A 14,413-nucleotide genomic window follows, 5' to 3' on the forward strand; every position below is an offset into this window, starting at 1 on the left:
GTCTGCGGCCCGGGCTCGATCGAACAGGCGCACAAGCCGGACGAGTTTATCGAGATCAGCCAGATGCAGGCCGGGGAGCGGTTTTTGGATGGCCTGCTCGGTTCTTTGAAACTGTAATCAGGTCTTGCGAGTAAATGGAGATCAAATGTGGGAGCGGGCTTGCTCGCGAAGGCGTCGTGTCAGGCGACATCTATATTGACTGGAAGGACGCCTTCGCGAGCAAGCCCGCTCCCACAGGGTTTTGTGTTTGTCTGAAAAGTCATGAATCCCCTCGGTAGAGCCTGCCGTCCCACCGCAAATTTCAGCATCCAACACTGCCCATCAGACGCTTTCAGCATCCTCATCCGTGGCATCTCCCTAGACTGGAAATGTCTCGGATCAGGACTCGACCATGCTCAAGAATCGTTTGAAAGACCCCAGCCTTCTGGCAGAACTCGCTTATGTGGACGGGCAGTGGATCGGCGCCGATAACGCCGCGACCCTGGACGTCATCGACCCGGCCACCGGCCAATTGCTCGCCCGAGTCCCGGCCATGCAAGGCGCGCAAACCCGACGCGCCATCGAAGCCGCCGAACGCGCCTGGCCGGCATGGCGTGCACGCCCGGCGGCGGAACGAGCGGCGCTGCTGGAGCGCTGGTATCAGGCGATGATCGACAACCTCGACGACCTTGCCTTGATCATGACCTGCGAGCAGGGCAAACCGCTGAACGAGGCCAAGGGCGAAATCCGCTACGGCGCCGGCTTCGTCAAATGGTTCGCCGAAGAGGCCCGTCGGGTTTACGGCGAAACCATGCCGGCCCCCAGTGGCGACCGGCGCCTGCTGACGCTCAAGCAACCGGTGGGCGTGTGCGCTGCGATCACCCCGTGGAATTTCCCCAACGCGATGATCACTCGCAAGTGCGCGCCGGCGCTGGCGGCCGGGTGCCCGATCATCGTCAAACCCTCGGACCTGACGCCATTGTCGGCCCTGGCCCTGGCGGTGTTGGCCGAACGCGTCGGCATCCCGGCCGGGGTGTTCAACGTATTGACCGGGATGCCTGCGGGCATCGGCGAAGAGCTGACCGGCAACCCGACCGTGCGCAAAATCTCCTTCACCGGTTCCACCGCGGTCGGTCGGCTGCTGATGCGCCAGAGCGCCGAACACATCAAGCGCTTGAGCCTGGAACTGGGCGGCAACGCGCCATTCATCGTGTTCGACGACGCTGACCTGGAACAGGCCGTGGCCGGCATCATGCTCAGCAAGTTCCGCAACGCCGGGCAGACCTGCGTTTGCGCCAACCGCATCCTGGTGCAGGACGGCATTTACGAGCGCTTCGCCCAGCGATTGGTGGAAGAGGTGGGTAAGCTCAAGGTCGGCAATGGCCTGGACGCCGACGTCACCATCGGCCCGCTGATCAACCCGGCGGCGGTGAGCAAGGTCGCCCGGCACATCGACGATGCCCTGAGCCAGGGTGCGCGTTTGCTCTGCGGCGGTATTCCCGAGGGTGACAGCCAGTTTGTGCAACCGACCGTCCTCGGCGACACCCACGCCGGCATGCTCTTGGCCAACGAAGAAACCTTCGGCCCGGTGGCGCCGTTGATGCGCTTCACCGATGAAGCCGAAGCGCTCGCGTTGGCCAATGCCACGCCTTACGGCCTGGGTGCCTACTATTTCACTCAGGACTTGCGTCGTTCATGGCGGTTCGGCGAGGCGCTGGAGTTCGGCATGGTCGGCCTCAACACCGGGATCATTTCCATGGAAGTCGCGCCGTTCGGCGGCATCAAACAGTCGGGCCTTGGCCGTGAAGGCAGCAAGTACGGACTGGACGAATACCTTGAAGTCAAAGCTTTCCACATCGGCGGGCTGTAACCCGACAACGATTGCACAGCCATTTTGCGAGGCATGATTAATGAGTAAACCATTCAGAATCGCTGCGATTGCCGGCGATGGCATCGGCAAGGAAGTCCTGCCGGAAGGGGTGCGGGTACTGGAGCAGGCCGCAAAAAAGTGGCAGCTCGATTTGAGCATCGAAGTACTCGACTGGGCTCATTGCGATTACTACCTGGAACACGGGCAGATGATGCCCGATGACTGGTTCGACCAACTCAAGGGCTTCGACGCGATTTACTTCGGCGCCGTAGGCTGGCCGGACAAGGTGCCGGATCACATTTCCCTGTGGGGGTCGCTGTTGAAGTTTCGCCGCGACTTCGACCAGTACGTGAACATTCGCCCGGTGCGGCTGTTTCCCGGTGTGCCGTGCCCGCTGGCCGGACGCAAACCGGGCGACATCGATTTCGTGGTGATCCGCGAGAACACCGAGGGCGAGTATTCCTCGGTCGGCGGCAAGATGTTCGAAGGCACCGAGCATGAATTCGTGCTGCAAGAGTCAGTGTTCACCCGACGTGGCGTGGACCGGATTCTCAAATTCGCCTTCGACCTGGCCCAGACCCGACCGCGCAAGCGCCTGACGGCGGCGACCAAGTCCAACGGGATTTCCATCAGCATGCCGTACTGGGACGAACGCACGGCGTTGATGGCTGCGCAGTACCCGGACATCACCTGGGACAAGCAACACATCGACATTCTGTGTGCGCGTTTTGTGCTGCAACCGGACCGGTTCGATGTGGTGGTGGCGTCGAACCTGTTTGGCGACATCTTGTCCGACCTGGGACCTGCCTGCGCCGGCACCATCGGCATTGCACCGTCGGCCAACCTCGATCCCGAGCGGCGTTTTCCGTCGCTGTTCGAACCGGTGCATGGTTCGGCCCCGGACATCTACGGGCGCAATATCGCCAACCCGATCGCCATGATCTGGTCCGGTGCGTTGATGCTGGATTTTCTGGGGAACGGTGATGAGCGTTATCGCGCCGCGCACGACGGGATTCTGCAGGCGATCGAACGGGTGATTGCCGAGGGGCCGATCACGCCGGATCTGGGCGGGAAGGGCTCGACCCAGGAGGTCGGAAAGGCGATTGCACAAGCGCTTTAAAGCCCAAACCAAAGCGGGCAGCGCTAATGCCGGTAGGTTAAAACGCAGAACCTGTGGGAGCGTGGCTTGCCCGCGAAGAACGATTACGCGTGATACCTGACAAACCGCGGTGAATTTTTCGCGGGCAAGCCACGCTCCCACAGGATATTCGTCGTTTAGCCCGTCAGGGGCTCAGTCTTCCTTGCGAACCGTGGCCACGTCATCGGCCCGGACTTTCACCTTTGCCCCGGAAATATCTTCAAACTCAAAGAAGCCGTCCTCGGTCTTGGTATTCGGCATGTCCTTGGTCAAATACTGAGTGCCGTTCTGCAGGGTAACAACCGTTGGCGTCGAGCAACCGGCCAGGGCCAGAAAGGCCGCTACTGCCAAGGGCAAACCCAGAGTCTTGATATTCATACACACCTCTCATCACTGAATAAAAACAGCGCGAACGCCCCGCTTGAGATCAATCGTCGCTGTACCTCTAACGCGGTTGGTGCGATGGAATGGCAGAAAGTTCGATGGTCACCCGAAAATTGCCGGATAGCGTCGCCACTGATCCTTTTCCGTTTGCACCGGGTGGGGCATAGCTGGTATCTGTACGCATAACCAGTACTCGTTTGCCATGGCCCTTTTGCCCGTGATTGTAAATCCTCTCGACGACCCGTTCTATTACTTGAACAACTTCATGCAAGTGCTTGATTGGCTTGAGCATCGCTATGCCGATGTATTAAGCGTCGAGGAGCAGGATTTCATCCGCGACTTCAATCGAATGCCCCGCGAGTCCCAGGCGCTGCTGGTCAGACTGGTGATGCGCAAGGGTGTGCATTTCAGGGCCGGCAAGCTGAGTTACGTCGAGATCGGCGACATCGACAGCGCTGCGGCGCCGTTGCTGGCATCGGGCTGGATCGATGAGCAGTCGCCATTGCACATCGAGGACTTGTTCGAGGTGTTGCTCAAGGCCGAGATTCTCCAGTGCTTTGGCAGCGTCATCGATCAGCCCAAAGGCAAAAAGACCGATTGGCTGGCGGCCCTGAGCGAGCAGTTTCCCGAGGTGCAAAGTTTTGCCCAGTGGTGCCCGGCACTGAATGAGCGGTTGTTCAGCCTGACCGTCATGGGCCTGTGCGACCGGCTGCGGCTGATGTTCTTCGGCAATCTTTACCAGGACTGGTCGGAGTTCGTGCTGGCCGACCTGGGCATCTTTACCTACGAGAAAGTCGAATTCTGCGCCGAGTCCCGAGGCTTGCGTAGTCGCGAGGACGTCGACGCCTGCCTGTTCCTGCACAGCTGTCAGCAGCGTTTCGAGGCGGGTGAAGACGTGGCGGCGATTGTCGAGCAGATCAACGGGCTGCAGCTCGACAATCCCTGGCTGCAAAGACGTCGGGGCAAACTGCTGTTCCAGATCGGCCAGCATTGCGAGCGCGTCGCGGATTTTTCCACTGCCCTGAACCTCTACCGCGAATGCGCCTACCCCGGCGCGCGTCTGCGGTTGATTCGCGTGCTGGAGCGCTGTGCTGAATATCAACTGGCCATGGACCTGGCCACCCACGCCGAGCAAGCCCCTGAAAGCGCCGCCGAGCATCAGCATCTATTGCGTGTGCTGCCCAGGCTGCGGCGCAAACTGGGCGGGCCGCCGATCAAGCGGCCAGCCCCTCGGGCCATGCAGCGTCTGGACCTGCAACTGCCCCGGCACGATCCGGCGTTGTCGGTGGAGTCTTACGTTCAGGCGCATCTGGCGGACGATTCAGCGCCGGTGCATTACGTCGAGAACAGCCTGATCAATTCACTGTTCGGGTTGCTGTGCTGGCCGGCGATCTTCGCGCCGTTGCCGGGGGCGTTTTTTCACCCGTTCCAGCGCGGGCCAGTGGACCTGCTCAACGAAGACTTTCATGCGCGGCGCGCGGATCTGTTTCAGGCCTGCCTCGCTGAACTCGATGACGGGCGTTATGTGCACACTGTCCGCGAGCGTTACAGCGCCAAGTGGGGCGTGCAGTCGCCGTTCGTATTCTGGGGTGCGCTGAGCGAGGAACTGCTGGAGCAGGCACTTGCCTGTCTGCCCGCCGAACACCTCAAGCACTGGTTCAATCGTCTTTTGCTCGACATCAAGGCCAACCGCGCCGGCATGCCGGACCTGATTCAGTTTTGGCCGCAAGACAAAACCTACCGGATGATCGAAGTCAAAGGCCCTGGCGATCGGTTGCAAGACAATCAACTGCGCTGGCTGGAGTTCTGTCACGAACACCAGATGCCGATCGCCGTCTGCTACGTGCAATGGGCGGAGCAGGGCGCGTGAGCTACAGCATTGCGGTGTGGGCGCTGTGTGAATTCACCGCCAAGGTCGGCGACCTCGACCTGCGTTTCACCCCGTCGCCAACCGCGCTGGAAGGCATCGTCGGGCATCGCACCGTAGCCTCACGGCGCAGCGAGGGTTACCAGAATGAAGTCGCGCTTGAGGGCCAGTATCGAACCTTGAACGTGAAAGGTCGGGCAGACGGCTACGATCCAGCGCAAAACTGCCTCGAAGAAATCAAGACCTACCGTGGCGACCTGAGCAAACAACCGGTCAACCACCGGCAGCTGCACTGGGCGCAGGCGAAGATCTACGGTGGGTTGATGTGCCAGGAACTGCAGCTGGAACGCATCAATCTGGCGCTGGTGTACTTCGACATCGTCAGCGAAAAGGAAACCTGCCTGGAAGAGGCCTTCAGCGCTGCCGAACTGCAGCTGTTCTTCGAGCACCATTGCGGGTTGTTCCTGCACTGGGCCGAGCAGGAAATGGCCCATCGCGAAGGGCGCAATCTGGCCGCGCAACAGTTGGCATTTCCCCATGCCGATTTCCGTCCCGGGCAACGGCATCTGGCCGAGTCGGTGTTCAAGGCTGTCAGCACCGGTCGCTGCCTGATGGCCCAGGCTCCGACCGGTATCGGCAAGACCGTTGGCACGCTGTTCCCGATGCTCAAGGCCTTGGCGCCGCAGCAATTGGACAAGGTGTTTTTCCTCACGGCGAAAACACCGGGGCGCAAATTGGCGCTGGACGCCGCTCAGGTCATCCTCGCCAGTGCCGATGCTCCACCCTTGCGAGTTCTCGAAATGATCGCCCGGGACAAGGCTTGCGAGCACCCGGACAAGGCCTGCCATGGCGAGTCGTGCCCGTTGGCCCAGGGCTTTTATGATCGTCTGCCGGCCGCGCGTCAGGCCGCCAGCCAATTGAACCTGCTGAACCAGAGCGCATTGCGCGAGGTTGCCCTGCAGCATGACGTTTGCCCCTACTACCTCAGCCAGGAAATGGCCCGCTGGGCGGACGTGGTAGTCGCCGACTACAACTACTATTTCGACTTCAGCGCATTGCTGTTCGGGCTGGCCCAGGCCAATAACTGGAAAGTCGCGGTGCTGGTGGACGAAGCGCACAATCTGGTGGAGCGTGGCCGGCAGATGTACAGCGCCAGCCTCGACCAGGCGACGTTGAACAGCGTGCGAAAAACCGCACCTGAGCCACTGAAGAGATCCTTGCAGCGGGTCAATCGCGAATGGAACGCCCTGCATGATCAGCAACTCAGCCCCTATCAGGCCTACGACAAAGCCCCGGAAAAACTCCTTCAGGCGCTGTCCTTAAGCTGCGCGAGCATCGGCGATTACCTGAATGATCACCCTCAGGGCCTGGACAGCGGCTTGCAGAATTTTTACTTCGACATGCTGCAGTTCGGCCGCGTGGCTGAACTGTTCGATGAGCATTTCCTGTTCGATATCAGCAAACGCGACCTCGAGCGCAAGCGCAACCTGTCGCAGCTATGCCTGCGCAATGTTGTGCCCGCTGGTTTCATCCGCCCGCGCTTGACCGCTGCGCGTAGCACCGTGCTTTTTTCCGCCACCCTGAGCCCTGGGCATTACTACGCGGATTTGCTGGGAACACCGGCGAACACGGTGTGGATCGATGTGGAGTCGCCATTTCACGCCGATCAGCTGCAAGTGCACATTGTCAGCCAGATTTCGACTCGCTATGTCCACCGTCAGGCGTCCCTTGAGCCCATCGTCGAGCTGATTGCCAAACAGTTCACCCAACGCCCCGGTAACTACCTGGCGTTCTTCAGCAGCTTCGATTATTTGCAGCAAGTGGCACAGTTGCTGGCCGAGCGGCATCCGCACATCACGCTGTGGTCGCAGTCCCGGGGCATGGGGGAAGGGCCGCGTCAGGCATTTCTCGATCAATTCACCGTCCATAGTCAGGGCGTAGGGTTTGCGGTGCTGGGTGGCGCATTCGGCGAAGGCATCGATTTACCCGGCGCGCGGTTGATTGGTGCATTCATTGCCACCCTGGGGCTGGCGCAGCTCAATCCGGTCAACGAACAGATGAAACAGCGCATGGCGGCGATTTTCGGTGCCGGGTATGACTACACCTACCTGTTTCCTGGCGTGCAGAAAGTCGTGCAAGCAGCGGGGCGGGTGATCCGCACTCAGCAGGATCAAGGGGTAGTGATGCTGATCGATGACCGATTTGGCGAGAGCAAGGTCAAGCAATTGCTGCCGCGCTGGTGGTCGATGAAATCGGCGCCTTTTTAGCCTGTTGAGTAGTGTCCCCACCCACGTATTGGTTTTTTTGGAATTACCAAACGAGCGGTTTGTCGCATACTCCAGAAGAACAACAATAAGGACAGGGCGCCATGAGCGATGACCGGACCAAGATCAATGCCATAGAGGAGATGCGCTTTCGTCTGCTGATCGATGCCGTGGTGGACTACGCGATCTACATGATTGACCCCGATGGCATCATCACCAGTTGGAACGCTGGCGCCAAGCGTTTCAAAGGGTATGAGGAGGCGGAGATTCTTGGTCAGCATTTCTCGCGTTTTTATACCGAAGAGGACCGCAAGGCCGGTTTGCCTCAGCGCGCCCTTGATACCGCCATTCACGAAGGGCGTTTCGAGGGCGAAGGCTGGCGGGTTCGCAAGGACGGCACGCATTTCTGGTCCCACGTCATCATCGATCCCATTCGCGATCCGTCGGGCAAATTGCTGGGTTTTGCCAAGATCACCCGGGATTTGACCGACCGCAAAATGGCCGAAGAAACCCTCAAGCAAAGCGAGCAGCAGTTCCGGCTGCTGGTGCAAAGCGTCACCGACTACGCCATCTACATGCTCGCCCCGGATGGACGCGTGACCAACTGGAATCTGGGGGCTCAGCGAATCAAGGGCTACCGGCCCGAAGAAGTTATCGGCCAGCATTTCTCGATGTTTTACACCCCTGAAGACCGCGAAGCCGGTGAACCCCAGCGTGCGCTGGAGATCGCTACACGCGAGGGGCGATTCGAAAACAAGGCCTGGCGCGTGCGCAAGGATGGCACGCGTTTTTTCGCGCATGTCGTGGTCGACCCGATTTGGGGCGAAACCGGCACGTTGCTGGGATTTGCCAAGATCACTCGGGACATCACCGAGGTGACCCAAGCCCAGCAAGCCCTTGAGAAAACCCGCGAAGCGTTGTTTCAGGCGCAAAAGATGCAGGCCATCGGTCAACTCAGCGGGGGGATTGCCCACGACTTCAATAATCTGCTGACCGTTATTCTCGGCAATCTGGAAATCGTTCGTAAACGTGCGGCAGACGACCCGAGAATTACCCGTTTGCTCGACAACGCCACTCAAGGCGCCTTGCGTGGCGTTTCCTTGACCCAGCGCATGCTGGCGTTTGCCAGGCGTCAGGAACTCAAGACCGAATCTGTTGAGATACCAACTCTGATACAGGGGATTACCGGGCTGTTGCGCAGCTCTTTGGGGCCTGCGGTGAGCATAGAAACCCGCTTTGCGCCCGAACTCGAACCGGTGATGGCCGACGTCAATCAGCTGGAACTGGCGGTGCTGAATCTGGCGACCAACGCCCGCGATGCCATGCCCGACGGCGGGAAACTCATCATCAGCGCCCAGACACATGAGGTCCACGATCAGAAGTTATCCCTGACGGCAGGCCGTTATGTCTGCCTGAGTGTCACGGATACGGGGGAGGGCATGGATGACGCTACCCTGGCGTCGGCCATGGACCCCTTCTTCACCACCAAAGGCGTCGGCAAAGGCACTGGCCTGGGGTTGTCGATGGTTCTCGGGTATTTAGAGCAATTGGGAGGACGCTTCAGTCTGAAAAGCCGGAAGAATGTCGGCACCACGGCTGAACTCTGGATACCCGTGGCACTGGCCAACTCGACCACCACACCCGCTATCGAGGAAACAGCCATGTCGCGGGTGCCTCGTCTGTGTGTGTTGGTCGTGGACGACGACAGCCTGGTGTTGACCAGTACCAGCCTGTTGCTCGAGGACCTGGGCCATCGGGTGATCAGTGCCTCGTCCGGCGCGCAGGCGCTGGAGCTATTCGACAGTGAACCCGCGATTGACCTGGTCATTACGGACATGGTGATGCCCAAAATGAACGGCGAGCAATTGGCGCAGATTATCCGCAACATCAGGCCACAGCTGCCGATCATCCTCGCCACCGGTTACGCCGAGCGTCTGGAAGGCTTGGCGGCCAGACTCCCACGCCTGTCCAAACCCTTTACCCAACTCAATCTGGTGGAAATCATTGCCTTGGTGATGAAGTGACCGTTGCCCTCATGTAAACCTTTGTGGCGAGCGAGCTTGCTCGCGTTGGGCTGCGTAGCGGCCCCCAAAAATCTGACAATAATTGCCTGTTTTTGTGAGCGCTTCGCACTCAAGCGCGAGCATGCCTCCCTCGCCACAGGTTTCTCACAGACTCAAGAGTCTCGTAAGTCATTCGCCGCGCCTTTGCTATTCAAGCCGCGAGGTTGGACGCGCCCAGCTCTTTTTTGTACCGGGCTTTCAGGCTTTCCATCTCTACACCCAATTCGTCGAGCGTCGCTTTGCCCAGCAGCTTTTTGGCCTGAGGAAACATTTCCTTCTCCTCTTCTTCGATGTGATGTTCCAGCAGTTCCTTGACCACTTTCACTCGACCGGCGAATTCGATGCTAGCGGGATCGGTGGTTTTCAGGTCGGGAAGCACCAGCGAATCGACGGTGCGATGTTCTTCCTTGGCTTCGTAATACATCACATCCTGTTCCTTGCCCCCGGCCTTTTTATACGCCGGGTACAAGACTTCTTCTTCCAGGCGGGTATGGATCTTGATTTCCATTTCCAGCTTGGCCAGCAACTCGGTGCGTTTTTTCACCCCACGTTCAGTGGACTCGCTCAACTGGGCCAGGATCCCTTTTACGCGTTCATGGTCGGTTTTCAACAGGTCAATGGCGTTCATGATCGAACCTCTTGTTTAGTCACGGGTCAGGCGCAAACGGTCTTCCTGCCGTTGTCGCTCACACTGCTGGAGCATTTCCCGTGCCTGTTTTAAAGGTTAAGAAAACCCAAATAAAAACAATCGGTTGTGATGGTTTTCAACAAGCCATTATCGTGCAGCCTGCATGAATTCAGTTTGCTGCTCAGTGCAGGTTGACCGACGTTCGTCAGCCGTTCTGCTGATTGCGCTGCTCATAACGGGCCAGCATCGGTTGAGTACTGATGCCATGCGCCAGAATGCTGAGCGCCACCACCGACAACGTCAGGTCGGTGCACAGCGTCGCTGCTGCCGGACCGAGGTCATGGTTCAAGGCGTAGAACAGGTAATAAAAGCTCCCGATGCCGCGAATCCCGAACCAGCCGATCAACAGCCGCTGGCGGCCGTCCAGCAGGCGCCCCCACGGCATGATCCCTACACACAAGGGGCGAATGGCACAGAACAACACCAGTGCAACCGCCAACGCTCGCCAATCCCAATGGCCCACCAGCACCACGCCCAGCAGGGTGACCAGAAACACTTCCATGGCCCGTTCCACCAAACTGCCGAATGCCAGCATGTCGCCCATCATGATGCCGGCCGCCACCTGAGTTTCCGGCAAGTTCTCGACATCGCCATGGACGGCGGCCTCAGGCTCGACGTTCTGGTGGCCGACCACCGGTTGCACCAGATGCTCGGCGGGGATCCGTGCGTCGCCGGTGGATTTGACTTCGGCTTGTCGCAACCCCAGGCCGGCGGCGAATACCGACAGAAAGCCATAGCCATGGATCTCCTCGGCCGCGACATAAGCGAGTGCGATCAGGGCCAGGGTCAGGTAATCGTTGGGAGAAATGGTGCTGTCGGCATTGCGGATGCGCATCGACAAGGTCAAGCGACCGATGCCGTGGCCCATCCAGTAACCGGTCAACAAACCGACCGGCACGGCCCACAGCACACTTTTCAATGCCCACTCACCGAGCCAGGCCTGGCTATCACCGCTCTGTTGCACAAACAGCAAACCGAGGATCACGAAAGGGAAGGCGATGCCGTCGTTGAGGCCCGCCTCACCGGAGAGCCCGAAACGCACTGAGTCGTAATCCCTGGCGTCGTTGACTTGCACCAGCGAGGCCAGTACCGGATCGGTGGGGGCCAGAATCGCCCCGATCAGCAACGACGGCCCCCACGCCAGGGCAAAACCGTAATGCAGTAACAGGCAGACGCCAATGATGGTCAAGATCATCACCGGTCCCGCAAGGCCGAACGCCACCCGCCATCGAAGATCCTTCAGCGGCAGGCGCAATTTGAGTCCGCAGACAAACAGCGAAAAGAGCACCGCGACTTCCGTCAGGTGCTCCATCCAGATTGCCGCGTCCTTGATGTCCAGCTTCAGCAAGCCCAAGCCACCCGGACCGATCGCCACGCCCAGCGCCAGGCACACCGCCGACGTGGTCACCGGCATCCAGCGCAGATAGGACGAGGTCAGCGCCAGGGTCAGCAGCACAGCACCCAACACCGCCACCCATACAATGAAGCTCATGCCCGGTTCTCGGAGGTGTACCGCCGATCGCCGGCGGATGGCGGACTCAGGAAAATCAAACGCCAGTCACGCGTAAGTACTCAGGCCCTAGGTAGTTGAACCAGAGCAGAATCATCTCCACCAAAATAGTCACCAGCACCAATAGCCCGACGCCCCATACGCTCGCCGCATTCAGCAAGCCTTGCTCCTTTCGCTCGTGCATGAAGATCGGCAAACCGACGAACAGCAGAAACGTCGAATAGAGGGAGGCGGCCCCCAGCACGGTGATCGCCAGCCAGCGACTCGGATAGAGCCCGGCAATACCTGCAAGGAAGAACGGAGTGACGGTGTAGGCGGCAAAACCGATGCACTGATTGACGGTGGGGCGTGAGTCAAAGGTGCGCGACATCCAGCGGATGAACAGCCCCATCAGCACCACGCCAACAATGATGCTCAGGTACAGCAGCCCGCAGAGTTGCAGGGCGCTGGTGGTACTGAGCTTGACCGTTTCGTTCTCGGCCAGGTTCCAGCCGACGTAGGTGGTCCCGATAAACAGGCACGCGGCGGGGATCAAGGCGAGCACCAGCAAATGAGCGAGGTAATGGCGCGGATGCGCTTCCTCATCCTTACGAATATCTGTCCAGACGAAATTGGGCTGAGTGAACAGCCTGACGAAATGTGCGGACATGACGACCTCCAGATACAAGCGGCCCGGCATAGGGGCCCCTAGAAGTATTGAGGTGCATCCATCGCCGGGGGTTCATTTTTTATCGGGTGCCTCAAGCGCGGTCGGCTGGAGGGAATGTTTACAAACGGCGAAGGTCAACCGAGCAGTTCCTCTTGCCTGGGTGCCTGGTCATGAACGTCAGCCAATCCGTCGTCGACTATTTGCGGCAACACGACTTGCGACTGACGACGGCCGAATCCTGTACCGCTGGAAAAATCGTGACATTGCTGGCCGAGGTGCCGAACAGCGGGGACCTGATCGAGAGCGGCTATGTGGTTTATTCCTCCGAAGCCAAGCAGCGATTGCTTAACGTCAGCCCCGATACGATCAAAACCTTCAACCTGACCAGTTGCGAAGTGGCGTGCGAAATGGCCTTGGGAGCATTGCGCGACAGCCCCGCCAATGTCGCGGTAGCCACCACCGGCATTCTGGGCCCGGAGGATATCGACGGGATTCCGGCTGGCACCGTCTGTTTCGCCTGGGCGTACCAGACCGAGCGAGGGAAGCGTGTGTTCACTCACCAGCACCGCTTTTTCGGATCGCGCAGCCGGGTCCAGTTACTGGCCGCTGAACATGCCTTGAAGCGGGTGTCGTTTTTTCATCAACGTGCATTGGCCGGTGAACAAGGCCAGGTCACACCATGAACGACGCCGGTTAGAGCGCAATGGCAAGATTTCGGTGATCGCTCAAGAGCCCTGACTCACCGCGATCCCCGTAGCTGCCGAACGCAGGCCATACCAGTTGCGTCAGAGCATCGGTTTGCCGCCGGTGACGCCATACCGTTGCCCGGTGATGTAGCTGGCTTCATCCGAGGCCAGCAGCACATAGATCGGCGCGACTTCCACCGGTTGACCGGGACGGCCGAGCGGGGTTTGCGCGCCGAAGTTTTGCACGTCTTCCTCGGGCATGGTCGAGACGATCAGCGGCGTCCAGATCGGCCCCGGCGCCACGCTGTTCACCCGGATGCTCTTTGGTCCCAGCATCTGCGCCAGGCCGGCGGAAAAGTTGGCAATCGCGCCCTTGGTGGTCGCGTAGGCCAGCAATGTCGGCTTGGGCATGTCGGAGTTGACCGAACTGGTGTTGATGATCGAGCTGCCGGGCTTCATGTGTTTCAGCGCCGCCTGACAGAGCCTGAACATGGCCGTGATGTTCACATCGAAGGTCATCACCCATTCTTCGTCCGGGATGTCTTCGATGTTTTCGTGGGTCATCTGGAAGGCGGCGTTGTTGACCAGAATGTCGATCCGGCCAAAGCGCTCCACCGTTTTGTCCACCAGCGCCTGGCAGTGTGCTTTCTGCGCCACATCGCCCGGAAGCAGCAGGCTTTGACGACCTGCCTGTTCGACCCAGCGTGCGGTTTCCTGCGCGTCTTCGGTTTCATTCAGGTAGGCAATCGCTACATCCGCGCCTTCCCGGGCGAAAGCAATCGCCACTGCACGGCCAATGCCGCTGTCGGCACCGGTGATCAGGGCGATCTTGCCCTCTAGCCGACCCGAACCTTTGTAGCTCTGCTCGCCACAATCCGGGTAAGGGTCCATTTTCGTTTGAATACCGGGGACTGGCTGGCTTTGTTTCGGGAAGGGTGGTTTTGGATAGTCAGTCATCGGGGAATCTCCTCTGTTCAAGGCAAAAGACCATGGCATTGGGGTTGACCCCGGTCTTTTGTCTTGAGTTCGGTTGGACTTCCTACGGGTTTAGCTCAGAGGAAAGTTCGCTGTTCCTGCATACACTCAACTCATGAGTTAGGCTCAATGCGATGCAAGAAAACTCGGTGAGGAGTTGCTCATGAACACTCAATCGCTAATTGCACTGGCACTGTCGTTGGCATGTCTCACTGGCTGCGAAAACAAATACGATGTGAACGAGAAAAATTGCGAGCCGAAAAACTTCATGAAGCTGCCGGACGATCAGAAGCGGGAAGCCTTCATCAAGGCTTGCCTGGAGCGCATAACGCCTTGAGCA

The 14,413-nt window shown here is 59.3% G+C and carries 12 protein-coding genes; 7 read left to right on the top strand and 5 right to left on the bottom strand.

The annotated features are described in order from the left end of the window. The first annotated feature begins 391 nt into the window (after nucleotides 1–391). Both PMI36_RS14725 and PMI36_RS14720 read left to right on the top strand, forming a co-directional pair. Entirely contained in the window at nucleotides 392–1,849 is a 1,458-nt protein-coding gene (locus tag PMI36_RS14725) for an NAD-dependent succinate-semialdehyde dehydrogenase (protein WP_008072156.1), read from the top strand. A 40-nt stretch (nucleotides 1,850–1,889) separates the two neighbouring features. Continuing rightward, entirely contained in the window at nucleotides 1,890–2,969 is a 1,080-nt protein-coding gene (locus tag PMI36_RS14720) for a tartrate dehydrogenase (protein ID WP_008072157.1), read from the top strand. Nucleotides 2,970–3,140: 171 nt separating this feature from the next. Here PMI36_RS14720 and PMI36_RS14715 read toward each other — a convergent pair whose 3' ends face one another. After that, the gene (locus PMI36_RS14715) at nucleotides 3,141–3,365 is read right to left on the bottom strand and encodes a YgdI/YgdR family lipoprotein (RefSeq protein WP_007902349.1); all 225 of its coding nucleotides are present in this window, start codon (nucleotides 3,363–3,365) and stop codon (nucleotides 3,141–3,143) included. A gap of 208 nt (nucleotides 3,366–3,573) precedes the next feature. Between PMI36_RS14715 and PMI36_RS14710 the strand changes: the two genes are divergently transcribed. From PMI36_RS14710 to PMI36_RS14700, 3 genes are all read left to right on the top strand, one after another. Next, nucleotides 3,574–5,241: a VRR-NUC domain-containing protein gene (locus tag PMI36_RS14710; RefSeq protein WP_008072158.1), complete on the top strand. Its 1,668-nt coding sequence runs from the start codon at nucleotides 3,574–3,576 to the stop codon at nucleotides 5,239–5,241. Then, the gene (locus tag PMI36_RS14705; protein ID WP_008072159.1) at nucleotides 5,238–7,505 is read left to right on the top strand and encodes an ATP-dependent DNA helicase; all 2,268 of its coding nucleotides are present in this window, start codon (nucleotides 5,238–5,240) and stop codon (nucleotides 7,503–7,505) included. The genes PMI36_RS14710 and PMI36_RS14705 overlap by 4 nt, the downstream gene beginning before the upstream one ends. A gap of 101 nt (nucleotides 7,506–7,606) precedes the next feature. After that, complete coding sequence (locus PMI36_RS14700) at nucleotides 7,607–9,526, top strand: hybrid sensor histidine kinase/response regulator (protein WP_008072160.1); 1,920 nt, start codon at nucleotides 7,607–7,609, stop codon at nucleotides 9,524–9,526. 190 nt (nucleotides 9,527–9,716) lie between these two features. Here the strand turns inward: PMI36_RS14700 and PMI36_RS14695 are convergent, their stop codons facing one another. The 3 genes from PMI36_RS14695 to PMI36_RS14685 all read right to left on the bottom strand — a co-directional run bounded on the left by PMI36_RS14695 (nucleotide 9,717) and on the right by PMI36_RS14685 (nucleotide 12,412). Next, nucleotides 9,717–10,193, bottom strand: coding sequence for a hemerythrin domain-containing protein (locus tag PMI36_RS14695; protein ID WP_008072161.1), 477 nt, complete (start codon nucleotides 10,191–10,193; stop codon nucleotides 9,717–9,719). A 205-nt stretch (nucleotides 10,194–10,398) separates the two neighbouring features. Continuing rightward, nucleotides 10,399–11,745, bottom strand: coding sequence for a cation:proton antiporter (locus PMI36_RS14690; RefSeq protein WP_008072162.1), 1,347 nt, complete (start codon nucleotides 11,743–11,745; stop codon nucleotides 10,399–10,401). Between the two features lie 55 nt (nucleotides 11,746–11,800). Next, the gene (locus PMI36_RS14685; RefSeq protein ID WP_032830444.1) at nucleotides 11,801–12,412 is read right to left on the bottom strand and encodes a Yip1 family protein; all 612 of its coding nucleotides are present in this window, start codon (nucleotides 12,410–12,412) and stop codon (nucleotides 11,801–11,803) included. A gap of 170 nt (nucleotides 12,413–12,582) precedes the next feature. Between PMI36_RS14685 and PMI36_RS14680 the strand changes: the two genes are divergently transcribed. After that, nucleotides 12,583–13,095, top strand: a complete 513-nt coding sequence (locus PMI36_RS14680; RefSeq protein ID WP_008072164.1) for a CinA family protein — start codon at nucleotides 12,583–12,585, stop codon at nucleotides 13,093–13,095. 102 nt (nucleotides 13,096–13,197) lie between these two features. Here the strand turns inward: PMI36_RS14680 and PMI36_RS14675 are convergent, their stop codons facing one another. Next, complete coding sequence (locus PMI36_RS14675; protein WP_008072165.1) at nucleotides 13,198–14,055, bottom strand: SDR family oxidoreductase; 858 nt, start codon at nucleotides 14,053–14,055, stop codon at nucleotides 13,198–13,200. A 181-nt stretch (nucleotides 14,056–14,236) separates the two neighbouring features. On the opposite strand from PMI36_RS14675, the gene trbK reads away from it, so the two are divergent. After that, the gene (trbK, locus tag PMI36_RS30625; RefSeq protein WP_008072166.1) at nucleotides 14,237–14,410 is read left to right on the top strand and encodes an entry exclusion lipoprotein TrbK; all 174 of its coding nucleotides are present in this window, start codon (nucleotides 14,237–14,239) and stop codon (nucleotides 14,408–14,410) included. Nucleotides 14,411–14,413 lie beyond the last annotated feature (3 nt).

Source organism: Pseudomonas sp. GM79 (assembly GCF_000282495.1).
Taxonomy (GTDB): Bacteria; Pseudomonadota; Gammaproteobacteria; order Pseudomonadales; family Pseudomonadaceae; genus Aquipseudomonas.